Source organism: Roseateles oligotrophus, assembly GCF_025717515.1.
Taxonomy (GTDB): domain Bacteria; phylum Pseudomonadota; class Gammaproteobacteria; order Burkholderiales; family Burkholderiaceae_C; genus Paucibacter_A; species Paucibacter_A oligotrophus.
Genome location: NZ_JAJIRN010000007.1, coordinates 145,274 through 167,297 on the forward strand (window position 1 = coordinate 145,274; position 22,024 = coordinate 167,297).

Consider the following 22,024-nt stretch of genomic DNA (forward strand, 5'->3'; position numbering starts at 1 on the left):
CCCCTTTTGTTTTTGGAGTTCTTGATGTCCTCTTTCGCTCGCTATCCCAGCCTGCAAAATCGCAGCGTATTGATCACCGGTGGTGCGACCGGCATCGGCGCGACCTTGGTGGAACAGTTCACGCGCCAGGGCGCCCGCGTCGGCTTTGTCGACCTGGACGCCGCCAGCGGCGAGGCCTTGGCCGCCAAGCTGGCGGCAGGCTTGTCGGCGGACCAATTTGCGCCGCAGTTCCTGGCCGCCGACCTGACCGACATCGCCGCGCTGCGTGCCGCGGTCGAGCGCCTGCGCGCCGCGATCGGCCCGGTTACGGTGCTGCTGAACAATGCGGCCAATGACAAGCGGCAGGCCATCGAGCAGATCAGCCCCGAGTTTTGGGACGCCAGCCTGGCGGTCAATCTGCGCAGCCAGTTTTTCGCGGCCCAGGCGGTGATGGCCGATATGCGGGCGGCCGGCGGCGGCAGCATCATCAACTTTGGCTCCATCAGCTGGATGCTCAAGCAAGGCGGCATGCCGGCCTACACCACCTCGAAAGCAGCCATCCAGGGCTTGACCCGCTCGCTGGCGCGTGATCTGGGGGCGCATGGCGTCCGCGTCAACACGCTGGTGCCCGGCTGGGTGATGACCGAAAAGCAGATCAAGTTATGGGTTGACGAGGCCGCCAAGGCCGACATCGCCAAAGGTCAATGCATCAACAAGCCCTTGGAGGCCGAGCATATTGCCCATATGGCCTTGTTCCTGGCGGCCGACGACAGCGCGATGTGCACGGCGCAGGACTTCATCGTCGACGGGGGCTGGGCATGATGGCTGCGCAGCCGAGCGCCAGCCCGACCATCAGCCGGCGCGAGTTTGGGCAGATGCCTGACGGCCGCCCGGTGCATGAGTACACGCTGGACAACGGCGCCGGCCTGGTGCTCAGCGCCATCACCTATGGCGGCATCGTCACCGCGCTGTGGCTGCCGGACGGCGCCGGGCGGCGCGCCAATGTGGTGCTGGGTTTTGACAATCTGCGCGACTATCTGGAGCGCAATCCGCATTTCGGCGTGATCGTCGGCCGCTTCGGCAACCGCATTGCGCGGGGCCAATTCACGCTCGACGGCCACAGCCATCAACTGGATCTGAATGATGGGCCTAACTGCCTGCATGGCGGTGCGAGCGGCTTCGGCACGCGGCTATGGGAGGCCGAGATCGAGCCGGCTGGCCTTGCCGGCCATGGTCCGGCGCTGCTGCTGCGCTACACCAGCCCGGACGGCGAGGGCGGTTTCCCCGGGACGATGGCGGTCAAGGTGCGCTACAGCCTGACGGCCGAGCAGACCTGGCGCATCGACTACGAGGCAAGCTGCGACAAGCCGACCGTCGTCAATCTGACCCACCATGATTACTTCAATCTGGCCGGGCGCGGCTCGGCGATGAGTCAGCGCTTGATGATTGCCGCCAGCCGTTACACCGAGGTGGATGGGGGGCGCATTCCGACCGGCATCGCGTCGGTCGAGGGCACGCCCTTCGATTTCCGCCTGCCCTCCGAGATCGAGCCACGCCTGCGTCTGCCCCACCCGCAACTGCTCTCGGCTCGGGGCTTTGATCACAACTGGCTGCTTGATCACCCCTTCGATGGGGGCCTGCATTTGGCCGCCAGCCTGGAAGACCCGCTATCCGGCCGCAAGATGGAAATCCACAGCAGCGAGCCGGCGCTGCAGTTCTATTCCGGCAACTTCCTCGACGCCAGCTTGGTCGGCTCGGGCGGCGAGGCCTATAGACAGGGCGACGGCCTTTGTCTGGAAACTCAGCACAGCCCGGATTCTCCGAATCACGCCTCGACCGACCCGGACTGGCCGTCCACCTTGCTGCGGCTCGGCGAGGTCTATCGCAGTTGCACCGAGCATCGCTTTGGTGGTGGCAACATTGGCATTCCCGGCTGACGGTTTGGGCCCGAAACAAGAAGGTATTCACAATGACCGTACCCGTTCATGAATTGTCGATGACCGTGCTGATGACCCCCGACATGGCCAATTTCTCCGGCAATGTGCATGGCGGCACGGTGTTGAAGTTTCTGGATCAGGTCGCCTATGCCTGCGCGAGCCGCTACGCCGGCTGCTATGTGGTGACGCTGTCGGTCGATCAGGTGATGTTCCGCCAACCGATTCATGTCGGCGAGCTGGTGACATTTCTCGCCTCGGTCAACTACACCGGCTCTTCGTCGATGGAGGTCGGCATCAAGGTGCTGGCCGAGAACATCCGCAGCCAGCAGACGCGGCATGCGAATAGCTGCTTCTTCACCATGGTGGCGGTTGACGACGAGCGCAAGCCGGTGCCGGTGCGCGCGCTGCAGGTCGTGACGCCCGACCAGCAGCGGCGCCATGCCGCGGCCCTGGTGCGCAGGCAATTGCGCCAGGAGTTCAACGCCCGTTTCGAGGCCTTGCGCGCGCCCCCGGCCTGACTCGACGCCATTCGTTGCGGCCCGCCTCCGCTTGATCAAGCGCCCGAGGCTTGGGCGGGCTGGGGGTATTTTTCATCTGCGCATGAATTAGCTGGGCTAATCCATGCGCAAATATTTCTCGTTTGTCAGCGCGCCGGCGGCGGCGTGAAATGCGGGCTCGCCAACGATCACAGCAGCAGGCCCGCGAACATGACAAGCAAGCCCCAGGTCTACCCCTATATTCCGAACTCCGTGCCGGCCGTCAAGGCCGCGATGCTGGCCGCCACCGGCGCCGCCTCGGTCGAAGAGTTCTATGCCGATGTGCCGACCGAGTTGCGCATGGACCGGCCGCTGAATTTGCCGGCGCCGCTGCTGTCCGAGGCGCGCTTGAAGCGCCATGTGCAGGCCATCCTGGCGCGCAACCGGCATTGCGGCGAGGTCTTGAGCTTTTTGGGCGGCGGCTGCTACCAGCACCATGTGCCGGCCATCTGCGACGAGATCAACGGGCGCAGCGAATTCCTGACCGCCTATGCCGGCGAGCCCTATGACGACCATGGCCGCTTCCAGGCGCTGTGGGAATATTGCTCGATGATGGGCGAGCTGCTGAACCTGGACGTGGTCAGCGTGCCGACCTATGACGGCATGCAGGCCGCAGCCACCGCCTGCTGCATGGCGGCGCGCCACAGCGGGCGCCGCCTTGTGCTGCTGGCCGCCAACACCAGCGCCGACAAGCGCTCGCATATCAAGACCTATGGCCGCAGCGAGATCGACTTCGTCGAGGTCGCGTTTGATCCCATCACCGGCCTCTTGGACCGGGGCGACCTGCGCGCCAAGTTGAGCCAAGAGGTGGCGGCCCTTTATCTGGATGTACCGAATTACTTCGGCGGTATCGACGAGGGGCAGGCGATTGCCGGCTTGGTCAAGTCGGCCGGCGCGATGCTGATCGTCGGCGTTGATCCGCTCTCGCTTGGGGTGCTGACTCCCCCTGGAGACTATGGCGCGGACATCGTCTGCGGCGACATCCAGTCCCTGGGCATGCATATGAGCTATGGCGGCGGCCATGGCGGCTTCATCGCCAGCCGCGACGAGGAGGCCTTGCTGATGCAATACCCGTCGCGCCTGTTCGGCATCGCGCCGACCTCGGTGCCGGGTCAATACGGCTTTGGCGATGTCGCCTACCAGCGCACCTCTTTCGACAAGCGCGAGCAGGGCAACGAGTTTGTCGGCACGGCCGCGGCCCTGTGGGGCATCACCGCCGGGGTCTTCCTGGCCAGCCAGGGCCCGCAAGGCATGGTGGAGTTGGGCGAAGGCATCATGAAGCGCGTCGCCTATGCGCGCCAGCGCTTAAGCACCTTGCCCGGCCTGCGGCTGGCCCATCCCGGCGCTGTGCATTTCAAGGAGTTCGTGCTCGACTTTTCGGCCACCGGCAAGACGGTGGCCGAGGTGAACGCGGGCTTGCGCGAGCGTGCCATCTTCGGCGGCCATGATTTGTCCGAGGCCTTCCCCGCGCTCGGCCAGTCCGCGCTTTATGCCTTCACCGAGGTCCACAGTCAGGCCGATATCGATGCCTTGGTGGACGCCCTTCGCGAGGTCCTCGCTTCATGAATCCCGTCAATATGGAAAACATCTCCGCCCACCGCTTCACCGACGGCAAACCCAATCTGCGCCGCTACCAGCAAGCCCGCTGGGACGAGCCGGTGATCTTCGAACTCAGCCAGCCGGGTGAGCGCGCTTTGCTGACGCCCGAGCTGGAGCCGGCCATCGAAGCCGCCGCGCATGATGTGCTGTTCACGCTGCCGCCCGGCATGCGCCGCAAGCTGGCGCCCGCGCTGCCGGAGTTGAGCCAGAACCGCGTGCTGCGCCACTATCTGCGCTTGTCGCAGGAGACCTTGGGCGCCGACTTCAATGTCGACGTCGGCCAGGGCACTTGCACGATGAAGTACAACCCCAAGGTCAACGAACATCTGGCCCGCGATGCGCGCATGAGCGAGCTGCATCCGCTGCAAGACGAGAGCACGGTGCAGGGCATCTTGCATGTGATGCATGAGATGGAAGGCGTGTTGAAGGAGGTCTCCGGCATGGACGCGGTGAGCCTGCAGCCCCGCTCGGGCTCGCAGGCGATCTATGCCAATCTGGCGATGATCCGGGCCTGGTTCGAAGCGCGCGGCGAGGCTGGCGAGCGGGACGAGATCATCACGACCATCTTCAGTCACCCGTCCGACGCGGCCTGCGCCAAGGTCTTGGGCTACAAGGTCATCACGCTCTACCCGGATGCAGAGGGCTACCCCGATCTGGCAGCGATGCAGGCGGCGGTCGGCCCGCGCACCGCCGCGCTGATCATCACCAACCCGGAAGACACCGGCATCTTCAACGCCAAGATCCGCGAGTTCGTGGCCGCCGCCCATGGAGTCGGCGCGCTGGCTTGCTATGACCAGGCCAATGCAAACGGCCTTTTAGGCATCACCCGGGCGCGCGAGGCCGGTTTCGATCTCAGCCATTTCAATCTGCACAAGACTTTTTCAACCCCGCACGCCTGCGGCGGCCCTGCGGTCGGGGCCTGCGCGGTGACGGCGGCGCTGGCGCCGTTTCTCCCCCGACCCGTGATCGTCAAGGAGCCGGACGGTCGCTACCGCATAGAACAGGGCGGCGAGCGCTCGATCGGCAAGGTGGCGGCCTTTATGGGCACGGCCAGCATTGTCTTGCGCGCCTATGCCTGGGTGATGAATCTGGGCGCGGCGGGCCTGCGCGAGGTGGCCGAGATCGCGGTCTTGAACAACAACTACATGATGGCGCAATTGCTGAAGATTCGCGGCCTGTCGGCGCCTTATGCGCCGGGCAAGCGGCGTATCGAGCAGGTGCGCTACAGCTGGGCCGAGCTCTGCGCCGAGACCGGCGTGCACTCGGGTGATATCGGCCTGCGTGCCGCCGACTACGGCGTCCATTACTGGACCAGCCACCACCCCTATGTGGTGCCCGAGCCGGCCACCATCGAGCCGACCGAGTCTTACTCGCGTGCCGATCTGGATGAGTTCGCGCAGATCATGAGCCGCGTCGCCGACGAGGCCAGAGCCGACCCCGAGATGCTGCGCAGCGCCCCGCATAACTGCCCGACAAGGCGCATTGACGAATCCTGCCTGGATGACCCCAAGCGCTGGGCCATCACCTGGCGCGGCTGGCAGCGCAAGCTGGCCGAGCATGGCGTGGCCACGCCCACCGCGATGGACCGGGCATTTTGAGATGAACCCTCGCGTCGGCCTGATCATCAACCCGCTGGCGGGCGCCGGCGGCAAGCTGGGTTTGCACGGCAGCGATGGGCTGCACAGCGCAGCGGCCTCGGCCTGGTCCGGCGAGCGGGCCGCGCTGGCGCTGGCCGGCTTTGGCGCGGGCTTGGCGGTCGACTGGGTCAGCGGGCCGGGGGTGATGGGCGCGGATTTGTTGCGGGCCTTGGGAGCCGAACCGCAAGTGCTGAGTCTGGCGTCTGCCGGCTCCAGCAGCGCGGCGGACACGCGCGAGCTGGTGGCTCGGATGCAGCAAGTCGGCCTTGATCTGCTCTTGTTTGCCGGCGGTGACGGCACGGCGCGGGATGTGCTGGACGCGCTGGCCACCGACGCCGCGCTGCCGGTGCTGGGCATTCCGGCCGGGGTCAAAATGCAGTCGGCCTGTTTTGGCGTCAGTCCGGCGGCGGCCGGTCGGCTGGCGATGGGATTTCTGGCCACGCAGCGGCGCTGCACCGAGCCGCGTGAGGTGATGGATCTGGATGAGGGCGCGCTGCGCCAGGGTCGGGTCTTGCCTCGCTTGTACGGCTACCTGGCCACGCCGACCGACCCGCGCCTGTTGCAGGGACGCAAGACGCGCAGCGCGCCGGCCGACGCCGAGGCCGCAGCGGCCTTGGCGGCCAGCTTGTTGCCGCAACTGCAGCAGGGCTTGCATCTGATCGGGCCGGGCAGCACGACCTGGGCCTTGAAGTCGGCGCTGGGCCTGGCCGGTAGTTTGATTGGTGTCGATGTCGTCATTGACGGCCGCCTCTGGTTGCGCGATGCCAATGAGGCGCAGCTGTTGGAATTGCTGGCCGCCATGCCGGGGCGGGCGCGGCTGTGGCTGACGGCGATAGGTGGCCAGGGCCATGTGATCGGGCGCGGCAATGCGCCGCTCAGCGCCAGAGTCTTGCGCCAACTCGGCCCAGCGGCGTTGACGGTGTTGATGACGCCGACCAAGCTGCAAGCGATGGCGGGTCAAGGCGGCGGGGTGCTGCGCGTGGACAGCGGCTGCGCCGAGGTGGACGCCTTGTTCAGCGGCCCGGTGCGGGTGCTGACCGGGCCGCGTGATCGGGCGATCTTGAGATTGGTGGCAGAGTAGTCCCCGGCCCAAAGAATCAAACCGAAAAAATATCAAATTGGAGATGACGACGATGCAAGCAACAACACAAATGAGCGCCGGTGAACTGCGCGGCAAGGTGGCCTTGATCACCGGCGCCGGCTCCGGCATTGGCCGCGCCACCGCGCTGCTGTTCGCCGCGGAAGGCGCCCGCGTGGTGGTCTGCGATTTGAACGCCGAGGGCGCGGCGGCGACCGTGGGCGAGATCGAGGCGGCCGGCGGCGAGGCCTTGGCTGTGCAGGCGAATGTGGCGCTGGCCGCCGATTGCCAGCGCAGCGTGCAAGAGACGCTGGCCGCTTATGGCCGGCTCGATGTGCTGTTCAATAACGCCGGCATTACGCGGCGTGCGAATGTGGTGGACACCAGCGAGGCCGATTGGGACGCGGTGATGGCCGTCAACGTCAAGTCGATTTTCCTGATGAGCAAATACGCGGTGCCGGTGATGGTGAGCCAAGGCGGCGGCAGCATCATCAATTCGGGCTCCGGTTGGGGCCTGGTCGGCGGCAAGGACGCTGTTTCTTATTGCGCCTCCAAGGGGGCGGTGGTGAACATGACGCGGGCGATGGCGGTTGACCATGGGCCGCAGCAGATCCGCGTCAACAGCGTTTGCCCCGGCGACACCGACACCGCGATGCTGCGCAACGAGGCACAGCAACTCGGCCTGGCCGACATGGCGCTGGTCGAAGCCGGCAATGCAAGGCCGCTGATGCGGGTCGGGCAGGCGCGCGAGATTGCGCAGGTGGTGCTGTTTCTGGCCAGTGACCGCTCATCCTTTGTCACCGGCTCGGCCTATGTGGTGGACGGTGGCGGGCTGGCGGGTTCGGCCTGACGGGACTGCTCTGTGGCTTTGCATGACCTCAGACACAGCGGGTTTTCACTGCTGTTCTGAACGGCATGCCGGAAATATATTTGTCACATTCATAAATCATAACGTTTCAATTTACACATCATGCTCAATTGGGGAATCATCGGCGCCGGCAACATCTCGGGCGCTTTCGCACAGGGTTTGACGCAGACCGACAGTGGCGCGCTGGTGGCGGTGGCCAGCCGTGACGCCGTCAAGGCCCAGGCCTTTGCCGACAAACATGGCTCGCTGGCCTGTCCGCCACAGGCGCATGGCAGCTACGAGGCCTTACTGGCCGACCCGGCCGTGCAGGCGGTCTATATCGGCCTGCCGCACACCGAACATCTGCACTGGACGGTGCTGGCGTTGCGGGCCGGCAAGCATGTGCTGTGCGAGAAGCCGCTGGGCCTGAACCATGCCGAGGCGATGATCGCCTTCGACGAGGCCGAGCGGGCCGGCCGCCTGCTGATGGAAGCCTTTATGTACCGCTGCCTGCCGCAAACGGCCAAGCTGGTGGAACTGCTGCGCGCCGGCACCATCGGCGAGGTGCGCCACATCCAGGCCTCGTTTTGCTACAGCTCGACGCCGCGTGTCGGCTCGCGCACCTGGGAGGCCTCGCTGGCCGGCGGCGCGATTCTGGATGTCGGCTGCTATCCCGTCTCGATGGCGCGTTTGATTGCCGGCGTGGCGCAGGGCCAGCCCTTCGCCGAGCCGCTCAAGCTGACGGCGATGGGCAAGCTGCACGAGGGCGCCAGCGGTCCGGTCGATGAATGGGCCACCGCCACCCTGCTGTTCCCCGGCGACATCGTCGCGCAGCTGAGCACGGCGGTGCGCTTCGAGCAGGAGGAGTCGCTGCGCATTGGCGGCACGCAAGGTGCGCTGGTGGTGCCCAATCCCTGGTACGGTGCGGGCGCCGAAGCGGGCGAAAGCCGCATCGAGCTCTATGTGGACGAGGCGCTGGCGCAAAGCTGGACCATCCCAACCGATCGTGGCCTCTATGCCTACGAGGCCGATGCGTTTGCGCAGGCGGTGAAGGCGGCCGCTATTCCCCATCCGGCCATGAACTCTGCGGATTCGCTAGCCAATCTGGCCGTGATGGACCGCTGGCGTCAGGCCATCGGCCTGTCCTATCCCAAAGAAGCCGAAGCCGCCATGCAGGGCCGCCAAACGCTGGCCGGCCTGCGGCTCGCCCGCCGCGCCGATGCGCTGATGAGTTATGGCCAGGTGCCGGGGCTTGAGGGTAAGCCGGTGTCGCGCCTGATCATGGGTGTCGACAACCAGGAAAATCTCAGCCATGCGGCGGCGCTGTTCGATGACTACATCGAGCGCGGCGGCAATGCTTTCGACACCGCCTGGGTCTATGACTTCGAGGGTGGCCACAGCGAGGCGATTCTGGGTCAGTGGCTGCGAGCGCGCGGCATCCGCGACGAGATCGTCTTGATCGCCAAGGGCGCCCACACGCCTAACTGCACACCCGAAGGCATGCGCAGCGAGTTGGCCGAGAGCCTGGAGCGCCTGCAGACCGATCATGCCGACCTCTACATCCTGCACCGCGACAACCCCGAGGTGCCGGTGGGCGAGTTTGTCGAGGCGCTGAACGAGCAGCGCCGCCTCGGCCGCTTCAAGGCCTTTGGCGGCTCTAACTGGTCATTGGAGCGGGTGGCGCAGGCCAATGCCTACGCGGCGGCCAAGGGTCTGCAGGGTTTCTCTTTGCTCAATAACCAGCTCAGCCTTGCGCGCATGCAGGCGCCGATCTGGCGCGGTTGCGTGTCGGCCGGCGACCCGGCCTCGCGCCAGCGGCTGGCCGAGCAGGGGCTGGCCTTGTTCGCCTGGTCCTCGCAGGCGCGTGGCTTCTTCACCGACCGCGCCGGCCCGGATCGCCGTGAGGACGAAGAGCTGGTGCGTTGCTGGTATAGCGCCGCCAACTTCGAGCGTCGCGCCCGCGCCCAGAAATTGGCCGCCGAGAAAGGTGTGCAGGCGATCAATATCGCGCTGGCCTGGGTGCTGGCGCAGGCCTTCCCGGCCTTCAGCCTGATCGGTCCGCGCAGCATTGCCGAGACTGCCAGTTCGATGCGGGCCTTGAGCGTGCAGTTGACGGCCGAAGAAATGGCCTGGTTAGACCTCGCCGAGCAAGGATCACCGGCATGATGGCGGCATCTCAGATCAAGCCGACGGCTGTCGCCATCATCGGCGCCGGCGACATCTTCCCGGCCTATGCCAAGGGCCTGGCCCAGTTCGGCAATTTGCGTCTGATCGGCGTGGCCGACGCTAAGCCCGAGGCCGCGCAGAGTCGCGCCGCCGAGTTCGATCTGCCTTTGATGAGCCTGGATCAGTTGCTCGGCAGCGAGGCCGAAATCATCATCAACCTGACCCCGCCGCTTGCTCACCGGGCGGTTGGCGAGGCGGTTCTGAAGGCCGGCAAGCATCTCTATACCGAGAAACCGCTGGCAGGCAGTTTTGCCGACGGAGCCGCCTTGATGGAGAAGGCTGCTGCGCTTGGCCTGCGCATCGGCTGCGCGCCCGACACATTCCTGGGTGGTGCGGGCCAGGCCGCGCGCGCGCTGGTCGACGCAAACGGCATTGGCCGCATCGTCGCCGGCCAAGCCACGATGATGGAGCGCGGCCCCGATGACTGGCATCCCAACCCCGAGTTTTTCTACCGCCCTGGCGCCGGGCCGCTGATGGACATGGGCGTCTATTACCTGACGCAGCTGGTGCAACTGCTGGGCCCGATCACGCTCGTCAGCGGCTTGGCCCACACGAGTTGGCCGCTGCGGCAGATTCCGCGTGGCCCGCGCCAGGGCGAGCACATCAAGGTCGAAACGCCGACCCATCTGGTCGCCGGCCTGACGTTTGAGCAGGGCGCCTTCATCACGCTGAGCACCAGCTTCGATGTCTGGAAGCACAAGAGCAGCCATATCGAGTTGTTCGGCGAGCTGGGCAGCCTGGTGTTGCCGGACCCGAACCAGTTCGGCGGTGAGCTTGAGCTGTGTGTGGCCGATGGCGACTGGGCGGCGCAAGCGCCGCTGGCCTTCACCGGCCGGCACCGGGGCCTGGGCGTGGCCGAGATGGCCGATGCCTTGCGCAGCGGCCGGCCGCACCGCGCGAGCGGCGAGATGGCGTTGCATGTGCTTGAGGCGATGGACGCGATTCTGCGGTCGGCCGAGCAGCAGGCTCCGCTGGCGCTGCAGACCCGCTGCGCAAGACCCGACCCCGTCCCGGCCGGTTTTGCCGCCAGCCTTCAGATGCAGGAGCAATGCGCATGACTTCGAATCAAACCGGGGTTCGCATCGCCCTGCAGCTCTACACCGTGCGCGCCGTCGGCGATCTGGTGGCCCGACTGGAACTCGCGAAGCAGGTCGGCTATGCCTGGGTCGAGACCGAAGCCTTGCATGGCTTGAGCCGCAGCGACTTTGTTGCCGCGCTGCAGGCCTCGGGCCTGAGGCTGGCTTCCATGCATGTGGAAATGAGCGATCTGGCCGAGCGACTGGACGAGATCGTCGCCTCGCTCAAGGCCTGTGCCTGCACGCAGCTGGTGATGCCCTGGCTGGACGAGACCGAGCGGCCGCAGGACAGCGCCGGCTGGTTGGCCTTGGCAGCCACCTTGCAAGCCCATGCGCTGGTATTGCAGGGCCAGGGCATCACGCTGGCCTATCACAACCATGCCTTCGAGTTCGAGCGGCTTGGGCAAGACGGCCGCACGGTCTTGGAGACCTTGCTGGAGGCCGCGCCGAGCTTGCGCTGGCAAGCCGATGTGGCCTGGGTAGCCCGGGCGGGCGAGGCGCCGATGGCATGGCTGGAACGCTACGCCTTGCGCCTGCAGTCGGTGCATGTGAAGGACCTGGCCAAGCCTGGAGCCGAGTTGGGCGAGATCGAACAAGGCTGGGCCACGTTGGGCGAGGGGCGTCTGGATTGGCCGGCCTGGCTGCCTTGGCTGAGCCAGCGCGTGAACACCTTCATCGTCGAGCATGACCAGCCCAGCCAGCCGGCGCGCACCGCAGCGCAGGGCCTGCGCTATCTGGCCGGTCTTTTGGCCTAAAGAAGAATAGAAGAGGGCGACACCATGGCGAATCTTTCACTGCGCGGCCTGCGCAAAAGCTACGGAACGGTTGACGTGCTGAAGGGCATAGACCTGGAGATTGCCGACCGTGAATTCGTCTGCTTTCTGGGCCCCTCGGGTTGCGGCAAGTCGACGCTCTTGCGCTGCATTGCTGGCCTGGAAGCGATGCAGAGCGGTGAGCTGATGATTGGCGGCTTGCGCATGAACGAGGTGCCGCCGGCCGAGCGCGACCTCGCCATGGTGTTCCAGAACTACGCGCTCTATCCGCATATGACGGTGCGCAAGAACCTGTCGTTTGGGCTCTCGCTGCGGCGCTTCTCCAAGGCCGAAATCGACAGCCGCATCATCGAGGCGGCGCGCATGTTGCAGCTCGAAGCGCTGCTCGAGCGCAAGCCCAAACAGCTGTCCGGCGGCCAGCGTCAGCGGGTGGCGATAGGCCGCGCCATCGTGCGCAATCCGCGCGTGTTTTTGTTCGATGAGCCCTTGTCGAATCTGGACGCGGCGCTGCGCGAGAACACCCGCGCCGAGCTGGCGCGCCTGCACAAGGCGCTGCAGGCCACGATGATTTACGTCACGCATGATCAGGTCGAGGCGATGACGCTGGCCGACAAGGTGGTGGTCTTGAATCAGGGCCGCATCGCGCAGGTTGGTCGGCCCTTGGAGCTTTATCACAGCCCGGCCGATCTCTTTGTGGCCGGCTTCATCGGCACGCCAAGGATGAACTTTTTGCCGGCCCAAGCCTTGGCGACGTTGCAAGCCTTGTTGCAAGGCTTGTTACCACTGGAATTGCACGGCGCGGCGCAGACGCTTGGCATACGGCCCGAACATATTCGCCTGCTGGCCGCAGAAGACAGCGCCGCACACATCCAGGCTCGCGTTCACGGTGTCGAACGCCTGGGTGCGCAAAGCATGGTGCATCTGAGCGCGGGCCCGGATCAAAACCTGACGGTCTGTGTCGACGGTGGTCAACTGGTGCGCAGCGGTGATGCCGTCGGCCTGCAATTCGACTTGGAACACGTCCATGTGTTTGGCGCCGATGGTCGGGCCTTGCCGAGGCGCTTGAGCCCGGCCGTGCAAAGGGCGCTGGCGCAATGAATCTGTTGAACAGCCTTCGAGCCCTGCTGCTGTGCCTGTTCGGTGCCTGCACTGCTGCCGCCGCAGCCGAGTCGCAGTTGCTGCGTTTCGCGACCTGGGACGGCAGCGAAAGCCTCTTGATCCAGCAGCGCATTGCCGCCGCCTTCGAGGCCAGGCATCCGGGCGTGAAGGTGCAGATGGAAGCCTATGGCGGCGGCTACAACCAGAAGCTCTCGGCCGCTTTCGGCGCCAAGAACCCGCCCGATGTGATGTATATGTGGAACTTCCCGCAATACCAGCGGGTGCTGGAACCGCTGGATGACTATCTGGCCCGCGATGCCCGCATAGACCGCAGCGACTTCGTGCCGGGACTATTTCGCTTCGCGACGGTCGGCGATGCTGACGGCAAGACCCAGCGCATCTATGGAGTGCCGGCCGGCTTCACCGCTCAAGTGATCTATTACAACAAAGACATGTTTGACCACGCCGGCCTGGCCTATCCGCAGGAGGGTTGGAGTTGGGACGATCTGCGCCGCATGGCGATTCAGTTGCGCAAGCCGGCCACCAAGGCCTTCGGTTTCGGCCTCGATGTGAACCCCGACCCCTATGACTTTCAGAGTTATCTCTGGAGCGCCGGCGGCCGCATGTTGGGTCCGGACGGTGTGAGTGTGCAGGGCCATCTGAACGGCGCGCCGTCCAAGGCGATGTTCGCGATGCTGCTGGCGCTGCTGCAGCAGGATGTTGCGGCCACCTTGGGGCTGGGCGATGGCCGCAACCAGCGCCAGATGTTCACCTCCGACAAGGTCGCGATGCTGCTTGACGGCGCGGCTTTCCGGGTCGAGTTGGCACAGGACGGCAAGCGCTACGGCGTCGTCGGGTTGCCGAGCTTTCAGGGCCGGCCGGCGCAGAGCGTGGTCAGTGTGTCGGCGCTGGCGATGGCGCGTGAGTCCAAGCAAAAGGCACTGGCCTGGGACTTCATCCAATTCTTCAGCAGCGCCGAGGCGGTGCGTCTGCGCAGCAATGATCTGCCGGTGCTGCTGAGCGTGGCGGCGCAGCAGGGCTTGCAAGATGACCCTTTGGTGAGGCCTTTTTACGCGATGGTGGAAAGCATGAAGGAGACGCCCGCGCACTTGCTGAACCCACGTTGGATGCGTGCACAAGACGTGGTGCGCGACGCGATCCAGGAGGTTTTTCTCAGCAAGCAGGGCGACAGCGGCGCCATTCTCGACCGCGCCGCCATCAAGGCCGAGCGCAAGCTGCGCTGAGGGACAGGACCATGCATAAATCTCAATTGATGGACGCCCAGAGCGAGATGCTGATGCCGATCTCCGATCCGGTTCCTGGCAAGGCCAAAACGGCTGGCAAGCGGCGCGCCCGCTCCTGGTCGAGTTGGCTGCCCTATCTCTTCATCGCCCCCTGGCTGATCGGCTTTCTCGCCTTCACCGTCGGCCCCTTGCTGTACTCGCTCTATATGAGCTTTTTCGATTGGCCGCTGATGGGCGGCGAGCGTTTTGTCGGCCTGCAGAACTACCAGCGTGTGCTGTTCCAAGATGACGATTTCTGGGAGGCGCTGGGCGTGACGGCGCGCTTCGCGCTGCTCTATGTGCCGACCCATCTGGCCGCTTCCCTGGGCCTGGCGCTGCTCTTGAACCGGCGCTGCCTGGGCGAGGGTCTGTTCCGCACGATCTTCTATCTGCCCTCGATGCTGTCGGGGGTGGCGCTGGTCAGCATCTGGTCCTGGATCTATAGCCGCGAGTACGGGCTCTTGAACTATGCGCTGGCGCTGCTGGGCCTGCCGGCGGTTGATTGGCTGGGCAGCCCGGATTGGGCGATGAGCGCGGTGGTGATCGCCAGTCTGTGGAGTCTGGGCGGCACGATGCTGGTGTTTTTGGCCGGGCTGAAGGGCATCTCGGTCGAACTCTATGAGGCGGCCGAGATGAGCGGCGTCTCCAAGCTCAAGCAGTTCACTCACATCACCTTGCCGCTGCTCTCGCCGGTGATTCTGTTCAACCTGGTCACCACCTTGATCGCGGCCTTCCAGCAACTGACCATGGCCCTGCTCCTGACCGGCGGCGGCCCGATGAAATCGACCTATATGTTGGCCATGTATATCTACGACACCGCGTTCAAATACTTCGACATGGGCTATGCGGCGGCGATGTCCTGGCTGATGTTTGCGCTGATTCTGTTGCTGTCCGCCTCGGTGATGCGCTTCTCCAGCCTGTGGGTGTTTTACGAGAACGAAGTGAAGTCCGAGGCGCCCGCCGACAGGAGCGCAACATGATCAGCTTGGCCGCTCGCAGCCGCCGATTGGCCTTCTACAGCCTGATGCTGTTGCTGGTCTTGGCCTTCGCCGCACCGCTGTACTGGACCCTGCTGACCGCGCTGAAGGCCAAGAGCGAGCTCTATGCCTGGCCGCCGATTTGGTGGCCGGCCGAGCCGCGCTGGGGCAATTTTGTCGAGGCTTGGACAGCCCAGCCTTTTGCCGTCTTCCTGAGCAATTCGCTCTGGGTCGCGCTGCTGTCCACCATCGGCCAGATCTTTTCGTCCAGCCTGGTGGCCTATGGTTTTGCGCGCTTCGACTTCAAGGGCCGCAATGCCTTGTTCATGATCGTGCTCGGCTCGATGATGATTCCCTGGGATGTGAGCATGATCCCGCTCTATATGGAGTTCAACGCGCTGGGCTGGATCAACACGCTCAAGCCGCTGATCGTGCCGTCCTTCTTTGCCGCCCCGTTCTTCATCTTCTTGTTGCGTCAATTCATCTCGAGCATCCCGCGCGAGCTGGATGAGGCGGCGCGCATGGACGGCGCCAATGCCTGGCAGATCTACTGGCGCATTCACCTGCCGCTGATGGCGCCGGCGCTGGTGCTGGTCGGCACCTTCCAGTTCCTCGGCAGCTGGAACGACTATCTCGGCCCGCTGATCTTCTTGAATGATCAAAGCCTATACACGCTGGCCTTGGGCCTGGCCCAGTTCAAGGGCCTGCACTCGAACAATGTGACGGCGATCGCCGCGATGACGGTGCTTTTGTGCCTGCCGCCGCTGCTGTTGTTCTTCCTGGCCCAGCGCCACATCATGGACGGCGCCACCAGCGCGGCGGTCAAAGGTTGATTCGCGTGAACCTTCTATTGTTCGACCCCTACAAAGTTCCGTTCTCGCGCCGCGAGAGCTGGCTATGCGTTTCTTGGCTGGCCGAGGACGAGTCCTTTTGGCTGCGCAATCTGCGCGGCGGCGATGAGCATACCGATCTGGGTCGGCTGTTTCGCCTCAGCCCTATCGACGCTGCGGGCTTGCCGCTGCAAGGCGAGTGGACGCTGCGGCCCGAAGCCCTGAGCTTTCGCTGCGAGCAGGGCCGCCTCGAGCTGGCCTTCGCCGACGCCGACACGCTCGCGCTGACGGCCCAAGGCATCGGCCTGCGCCTGTCCCTGCAAAGCAAGCGTTATGACTATGCGCAGCGCTTGGCTGCTGCCGTGCATATCAGCTGCGCCACGCAAGACCTGTCGGCGCGCTTGATGCTGGGCGAGGGCGAGCTGCAGCTGGACGCGCCCTGGCAGGGCCAGCGCGCCGAGCGCATTGCCTGCGAGCTGCAGCCTAACCGGCAGGGCCGCATGACAGCGGCGCTGCATCTCTACCGGGTGCAGCCGCTGCGCCTGGACCTTGCCGAATTCGAGCCGGCGCAAGCCTCGGCCGCCGCCGACTTTGCCGACTGGCTGGCGCTGACCCTGGGCGTGACGCCGGAGCTTGAGGCGGCGCGCGAACTGGCCGCCTACATCACCTGGTCTTGCCTGGTGCCGGCCGAGGGTCAGCTGAAGCACCCGGCCATGTATATGTCCAAGAACTGGATGACGAATATCTGGAGCTGGGACCATTGCTTCAACGCCTTGGCGCTGGGTGCGGCACAGCCCGAGCTGGCTTGGCAGCAATTGGCGGTTTTGTTCGAACATCAACATGCCAGCGGTCGTTTGCCCGACTTCGTCAATGACCGCTATGCCTATTGGCGATTCACCAAGCCGCCGGTGCATGGCTGGACGGTCGCGCAGCTGCGCCGCATGGCGCCGGAGGCCTGGCCCGCTGAGCGCTGTGCGCAGGCCTATGGCTGGTTGGCCGCGCAGGCCGACAGCTGGTTGGATGGAACAGGGGAGGGCCTGCCCGCCTATGACCATGGCAACGACGCCGGCTGGGACAACGCCACCACCTTCCTCACCGGCACGCCGCTGCAAAGCCCCGATCTCAGCAGCTTTCTGATCTTGCAGATGGAGGAGTTGGTGGCGCTGGCTGACTTGCTTGATCGGCCCGAAGCCGCCGCGCAATGGCGCCAGCGCGCCGATGCCTTGTTTGAGCGTCTGATGGACAGGCTTTGGGACGGCGAGCGCTTTGTCGCGATCTGCGCAGGCGGCTTGCCGAGCGAGCCGGGCGCCGACAGCCTGATTGCCTTCATGCCGCTGCTCTTGGGCGAACGCTTGGGCCAGCGCCTGAGCGAGTCGCAGCGCCAATCCTTGCTGCAGCGCTTGTTCGAGCCGGGCCGTTTTTTCACCGCTCATGGTCTGGCGACCGAATCGCAGACCAGCCCCTTCTATCAGGCCGATGGCTATTGGCGCGGCCCGATCTGGGCACCGACCATGCTGCTGTTTGTCGACGCGATGGACCGCTGCGGCCGCGCCGATCTGGGCGACGAGCTGGCGCGGCGTTTCACCGCGATGGCGGCGCGTTCCGGCATGGCTGAAAACTACGACGCACAGACCGGCGCCGGTCTGCGCGACCCCGCCTTCACCTGGACCTCGAGCGTGTTCTTGCTGCTCGGCCATCGCCTTAAAGATTGCAGCCATGTCGAATCCCTTTGAGCTAACGCCAACGCCAACGCCGACCGTGACCCTGAAGACGCTGGTGCGCCACACCGGCCTCTCGCTGGGCACCGTGTCCAAAGCCTTGAAAAATGCGCCCGAGGTCAAGCCGGAGACGCGTGAACGCGTGCAGCGCGCCGCCGCCGAGTTGGGCTATAGCGTCAATCTGGCCGGCGTCAAGCTGCGCACCGGCAAGACCTACACGCTGTGCATCGTCTTGCCGGTCGAAGACGCCGAGCAGGACTTCAGCGACAGCGGCTATATGGCGCTGGTGTCGGGCCTGTATGCCGCGCTGGCCGGCAGTTACTACAGCCTGGTCGTGCACCCGCAGCTGCCCGGAGAAAGCCCGCTGGAAGGCCTGCGTCAGCTGGTCGAGTCGCGCCGCGTCGACGGGCTGATCCTGACGCAGACCCGCCCGCAGGACGAGCGCATCCGCTATCTGCTGCAGCAGGACATGCCTTTCGTCAGTTATGGCCGCAGCGAGTTGGCGCAGCCTCATCCCTGGTTCGACACCGATCACGAGGACATGGCCTATCAAGCCACGCGCCGGCTGATTGAGCGTGGCCACCGCCGCATCGCCATGCTCAACCCCAGCCCCGAGCTGATGTATGCGCGGCACCGCGAACAAGGCTACCGGCGTGCGCTGGCCTTGGCCGGGATTGAATTCGAGGCCGATCTGCTGCGCAGCTCGGGCCTGTCCGCCGGCGATGGGCGGCGCATCACGTTGGAGCTCAGCCAGCGAAAGCAGCGCCCGACGGCCTTTGTCTGCGCGAATGAATTCACCGCTTTAGGTGCCTTGTCGGCCTTTGCCGAACTGGGCTGGCAGGCCGGCCGCGAGGCGGCCGTGGTGGCCACCGACGACAGCAATATCAGCGCCTTTTTTGTGCCGCCGATCAGCACCTACTTTGCCTCCTTGCACCATGCGGGCCGCCAACTCGGCAGCCTCTTGCTGCGCCGCCTGGGCGGCGAGGCGGTGGAGCGTTTGCAAATCCTGGAATGCGCCGAATTGATCGAGCGCCAGAGCGACCTGGCGGTTGTGACCGGAGCCACAGAATGATGAAAACCATGCAAGGACCGGGGATCTTCCTGGCTCAGTTCGCCGGCGACGCGGCACCGTTCAACAGCCTGGACGGCATCGCCGCCTGGGCCGCCGGTCTGGGTTTCAAGGCCCTGCAAATTCCGAGCTGGGACGCGCGCCTGTTCGATCTGGCGCTGGCGGCCGAGAGCCAGAGTTATTGCGACGATCTGCGCGGGCGCTTGGCGGCTCATGGCTTGCAGATCAGCGAGCTGTCCAGCCATCTGCAAGGGCAGTTGCTGGCCGTGCATCCGGCCTATGACAGGCCGCTGGATGGCTTTGCCGCCGCTGCGGTGCGAGGCAATCCGGCCGCTCGTCAGGCCTGGGCGGCCGAGCAGCTGCGTCTGGCGGCCAAGGCCTCGGCCAGGCTGGGCCTGAAGGCGCACGCGACCTTTTCCGGCGCCTTGGCCTGGCCGTTTCTCTACCCCTGGCCGCCGCGTCCCCCTGGCCTCATCGATGAAGCCTTTGCCGAGTTGGCACGGCGTTGGACGCCGATTCTCAATGCTTTTGATGAGGCCGGCGTTGATGTCTGCTACGAGTTGCATCCGGGCGAAGACCTGTTCGACGGTGTGAGCTTCGAGCGCTTTCTGGACGCCGTGGGCCAGCACCCGCGCGCCTGCATTCTTTACGACCCCAGCCACTTCTTGCTGCAGCAGCTCGACTACCTGGCCTTCATCGACCTCTATCACCCGCGCATCCGCGCCTTCCACGTCAAGGATGCCGAGTTCCGCCCGAATGGCCGCCAAGGCGTTTACGGTGGTTATGCCGACTGGGCCGATAGAGCCGGGCGTTTCCGCTCGCTCGGCGATGGGCAGATCGACTTCGGCGCCATCTTCTCCAAGCTGACCCGCCATGGCTACCCCGGCTGGGCGGTGCTGGAATGGGAATGCTGCCTGAAGCACCCGGAGGACGGTGCGCGCGAGGGCGCGGCCTTTATTCAAAAGCAGATCATCCGTGTGGCCGAAAAGTCCTTTGATGATTTCGCTAACGCGGCAAGCGATCGCAGTGAGGTGCGCAGCATGCTGGGCCTACAAGCATGAGCGTCGATCAAAGTTACCAACGCCCTTTGCTGCTGGGCATGGTTGGCGGCGGCGAGGGCGCTTTCATCGGCGCGGTGCACCGGATTGCTGCGCGGCTGGACGGCGAGTTCGAGCTGGTGGCCGGCGCGCTGTCCAGCCAGCCGGAACGCGCCGCCGCCAGTGGCGCGGCGCTGGGTCTGGCGCCCGAGCGCTGCTACGCCGATTGGCGCGAGATGGCGCGCGTCGAGGCGGCAAGGCCGGACGGCATCGAGCTGGTCGCGATCGTCACGCCGAATCATCTGCATGCGCCGGTGGCGCGGGCTTTTCTGGAGGCCGGCATCGATGTGCTTTGCGACAAGCCGCTGGCCATCTCGGTGCAAGAGGGTCGCGAGCTGGCCGCCTTGGCGCAGGCCCGCAAGCGGCTGCTGGCGGTCAGCTACAACTACAGCGCCTATCCGATGCTGCGCCATGCGCGCGAGTTGGTGCGTGCCGGCGAACTCGGTGAGTTGCGCCTGATCCAGGTCGAATATGCGCAGGACTGGTTGGCCTTGCCAGTCGAGAAGGAGGGGCAAAAGCAAGCCAGCTGGCGCTGCGATCCGGCCTTGGCCGGGCCGGCCGGTGCGCTCGGTGATATCGGCACCCATGCCTATCAATTGGCCTGCTTTGTCAGCGGCCTGCGGGCGGTGGCCGTCTGTGCCGAGCTGAGCAGCTTTGTGCCGGGGCGGCGGCTCGATGACAACGCGCAGCTGATGCTGCGCTTTGCCGGCGGCGCCCGTGGTGCGCTGTGGGCCAGCCAGGTGGCGAGCGGTTGCGAGAACGCGCTGCGTCTGCGCATCTATGGCAGCAAGGCCGGGCTGGAGTTTGAGCAAGAGCAGCCCAATCGGCTGCGCCTGACCTGCCTGGGCGGCAGCAGCGAGTGGCTCAGCCGCGGCCGCGTCGACAGTGCGGCGGCCATTGCCGCCACGCGCCTGCCGCCCGGCCACCCCGAGGGCTATCTGGAAGCCTTCGCGCAGATCTACCGGGAGGCGGCCGAGCATATCCGCGCGCGCCAGCAGGGCCGCTCACCGGCCCCGCAAAGCCTGGCCTTGCCGCAAGTCGGCGATGGGCTGGCCGGTCTGCTCTTTGTCGACGCGGCGCTGCGCAGCCACCGCGCGGGCGGCATTTGGAGCCGGCTCGAAGCATCAATTGAGGAAGATGTGGGCCCCATGCCCACCCATGAGGAGATGGCGAAATGATTGAAATCGGGTGTAAACGCCAAGGCCAGTCCGGCCCCAGCCTGCTGGGCGATGTGGGCGGCAGCAATGTAAGGCTGGCCTGGCAGGGGGCGGCGGGCGCCGCGATCGAGCGGGTCAGGGTGACGCCTTGCGCCGACTTTCCCAATCTTACCGCTTGCATACAGGATTACCTGAACGGACTTTCTCGCGCCGGCCTGGCCGCACCGAGCCAGGCGGCCTTGGGGGTGGCCACGCCGGTGTTGCGGGACCGCATCAGCCTGACCAACCGCGACTGGAGCTTCTCCGCGCAAGCGCTGCGCGCCGAGCTGGACTTGAAGCGCCTGGTGGTGATGAATGACTTCACCGCCTTGGCGCTGGCCATACCGGCCTTGCCGGAGGCCGAGCTCTGGCATTGCGGCGGCCCCAAGCCGGGCGGCGCGGCTTGCGCCGGCGGCGCCATCGCCGTGCTGGGGCCGGGCACCGGCCTGGGCGTCTCGGGCTTGATCGCGACCGGCGAGCGCCAATGGACGGCGCTGCAGACCGAGGGTGGCCATGTCAGCCTGGCAGCGCAAAGCGAACGCGAGCATCGCTTGATCGGCCAATTGGCCAAGCGTTTCGGCCATGTGTCGGCCGAGCGGGTGTTGTCGGGGCCAGGCCTGCTCAATATGGTTGAGGCGCTGTGCGAGTTGGACGGCGTTGCGATGCCTCCCAAGCTGACGCCGGCGGCGGTGATTGCGGCGGCGCTGGGCTCAGATGCGCATCCCACGCAGCCGCAATGCGCCGAGGCGCTGGACATGTTCGGCGCGTTTTTGGGCGATGTGGCCGGAGACCTGGTGCTCTCGCTCGGCGCGCGCGGTGGTGTCTATATCGGCGGCGGCATGGTGCCGCGCCTCGGGCGTGAATGGTTGCAGGCCTCGCGCTTCAGGCTGCGTTTCGAGGCCAAGGGCCGCATGGCCGGCTATCTGGCCGATGTGCCCAGTTTGGTGATCGCCAGCCAGGAGCCGCCGGCCCTGCTGGGTGCGAGCCGCGCTTTATGAAGCCGCAGAGGCCGCCAGTGCCGCGCCGCCCAAAAAGCTTTTTGCCGCCTCCTCGGGGGGGCTGAGGCCT

Annotated in this window: 19 protein-coding genes; all 19 read left to right on the forward strand. The window is 65.6% G+C overall.

What is annotated here, in order from left to right:
- The first annotated feature begins 24 nt into the window (after positions 1-24).
- The 19 genes from LNV07_RS16230 (at position 25) to glk (ending at position 21,954) form a co-directional block, all read left to right on the forward strand.
- Positions 25-801 (forward strand): SDR family NAD(P)-dependent oxidoreductase, encoded by a 777-nt coding sequence (locus tag LNV07_RS16230; protein WP_263572207.1) that lies wholly within the window; start codon positions 25-27, stop codon positions 799-801.
- Positions 798-1,916: an aldose epimerase family protein gene (locus LNV07_RS16235; RefSeq protein ID WP_318013741.1), complete on the forward strand. Its 1,119-nt coding sequence runs from the start codon at positions 798-800 to the stop codon at positions 1,914-1,916. Before LNV07_RS16230 ends, LNV07_RS16235 begins: the two co-directional genes overlap by 4 nt.
- A gap of 32 nt (positions 1,917-1,948) precedes the next feature.
- Entirely contained in the window at positions 1,949-2,434 is a 486-nt protein-coding gene (locus LNV07_RS16240) for an acyl-CoA thioesterase (RefSeq protein WP_263572208.1), read from the forward strand.
- A 189-nt stretch (positions 2,435-2,623) separates the two neighbouring features.
- Positions 2,624-4,018, forward strand: a complete 1,395-nt coding sequence (gene gcvPA, locus LNV07_RS16245; RefSeq protein WP_263572209.1) for an aminomethyl-transferring glycine dehydrogenase subunit GcvPA — start codon at positions 2,624-2,626, stop codon at positions 4,016-4,018.
- Complete coding sequence (gene gcvPB / locus LNV07_RS16250) at positions 4,015-5,649, forward strand: aminomethyl-transferring glycine dehydrogenase subunit GcvPB (protein WP_263572210.1); 1,635 nt, start codon at positions 4,015-4,017, stop codon at positions 5,647-5,649. Before gcvPA ends, gcvPB begins: the two co-directional genes overlap by 4 nt.
- Position 5,650: 1 nt before the next feature.
- Positions 5,651-6,769 carry an ATP-NAD kinase family protein gene (locus LNV07_RS16255; protein WP_263572211.1) on the forward strand — a complete coding sequence of 373 codons (1,119 nt, stop codon included), beginning with the start codon at positions 5,651-5,653 and terminating at the stop codon, positions 6,767-6,769.
- 52 nt (positions 6,770-6,821) lie between these two features.
- Complete coding sequence (locus LNV07_RS16260; protein WP_263572212.1) at positions 6,822-7,616, forward strand: SDR family NAD(P)-dependent oxidoreductase; 795 nt, start codon at positions 6,822-6,824, stop codon at positions 7,614-7,616.
- A gap of 120 nt (positions 7,617-7,736) precedes the next feature.
- Positions 7,737-9,779, forward strand: a complete 2,043-nt coding sequence (locus LNV07_RS16265) for an aldo/keto reductase (protein WP_263572213.1) — start codon at positions 7,737-7,739, stop codon at positions 9,777-9,779.
- Positions 9,776-10,897, forward strand: coding sequence for a Gfo/Idh/MocA family protein (locus LNV07_RS16270; protein WP_263572214.1), 1,122 nt, complete (start codon positions 9,776-9,778; stop codon positions 10,895-10,897). The genes LNV07_RS16265 and LNV07_RS16270 overlap by 4 nt, the downstream gene beginning before the upstream one ends.
- On the forward strand, positions 10,894-11,670 hold the full coding sequence (locus tag LNV07_RS16275) for a sugar phosphate isomerase/epimerase family protein (protein WP_263572215.1): 777 nt from the start codon (positions 10,894-10,896) through the stop codon (positions 11,668-11,670). Before LNV07_RS16270 ends, LNV07_RS16275 begins: the two co-directional genes overlap by 4 nt.
- Before the next feature lie 24 nt (positions 11,671-11,694).
- The gene (locus LNV07_RS16280; RefSeq protein ID WP_263572216.1) at positions 11,695-12,786 is read left to right on the forward strand and encodes an ABC transporter ATP-binding protein; all 1,092 of its coding nucleotides are present in this window, start codon (positions 11,695-11,697) and stop codon (positions 12,784-12,786) included.
- Positions 12,783-14,030, forward strand: a complete 1,248-nt coding sequence (locus tag LNV07_RS16285) for an ABC transporter substrate-binding protein (RefSeq protein WP_263572217.1) — start codon at positions 12,783-12,785, stop codon at positions 14,028-14,030. The genes LNV07_RS16280 and LNV07_RS16285 overlap by 4 nt, the downstream gene beginning before the upstream one ends.
- Before the next feature lie 11 nt (positions 14,031-14,041).
- Positions 14,042-15,049 (forward strand): carbohydrate ABC transporter permease, encoded by a 1,008-nt coding sequence (locus LNV07_RS16290; protein WP_263572218.1) that lies wholly within the window; start codon positions 14,042-14,044, stop codon positions 15,047-15,049.
- On the forward strand, positions 15,046-15,879 hold the full coding sequence (locus LNV07_RS16295; RefSeq protein ID WP_263572219.1) for a carbohydrate ABC transporter permease: 834 nt from the start codon (positions 15,046-15,048) through the stop codon (positions 15,877-15,879). The genes LNV07_RS16290 and LNV07_RS16295 overlap by 4 nt, the downstream gene beginning before the upstream one ends.
- A gap of 5 nt (positions 15,880-15,884) precedes the next feature.
- Positions 15,885-17,609, forward strand: coding sequence for an amylo-alpha-1,6-glucosidase (locus LNV07_RS16300; protein WP_263572220.1), 1,725 nt, complete (start codon positions 15,885-15,887; stop codon positions 17,607-17,609).
- Positions 17,593-18,666, forward strand: a complete 1,074-nt coding sequence (locus LNV07_RS16305; RefSeq protein WP_263572221.1) for a LacI family DNA-binding transcriptional regulator — start codon at positions 17,593-17,595, stop codon at positions 18,664-18,666. The genes LNV07_RS16300 and LNV07_RS16305 overlap by 17 nt, the downstream gene beginning before the upstream one ends.
- Entirely contained in the window at positions 18,666-19,724 is a 1,059-nt protein-coding gene (locus tag LNV07_RS16310; protein WP_263572462.1) for a sugar phosphate isomerase/epimerase family protein, read from the forward strand. The genes LNV07_RS16305 and LNV07_RS16310 overlap by 1 nt, the downstream gene beginning before the upstream one ends.
- Positions 19,721-20,938, forward strand: coding sequence for a Gfo/Idh/MocA family protein (locus LNV07_RS16315; protein WP_263572222.1), 1,218 nt, complete (start codon positions 19,721-19,723; stop codon positions 20,936-20,938). The genes LNV07_RS16310 and LNV07_RS16315 overlap by 4 nt, the downstream gene beginning before the upstream one ends.
- Positions 20,935-21,954, forward strand: coding sequence for a glucokinase (glk, locus tag LNV07_RS16320; RefSeq protein WP_263572223.1), 1,020 nt, complete (start codon positions 20,935-20,937; stop codon positions 21,952-21,954). Before LNV07_RS16315 ends, glk begins: the two co-directional genes overlap by 4 nt.
- The last annotated feature ends 70 nt before the right edge of the window (positions 21,955-22,024 follow it).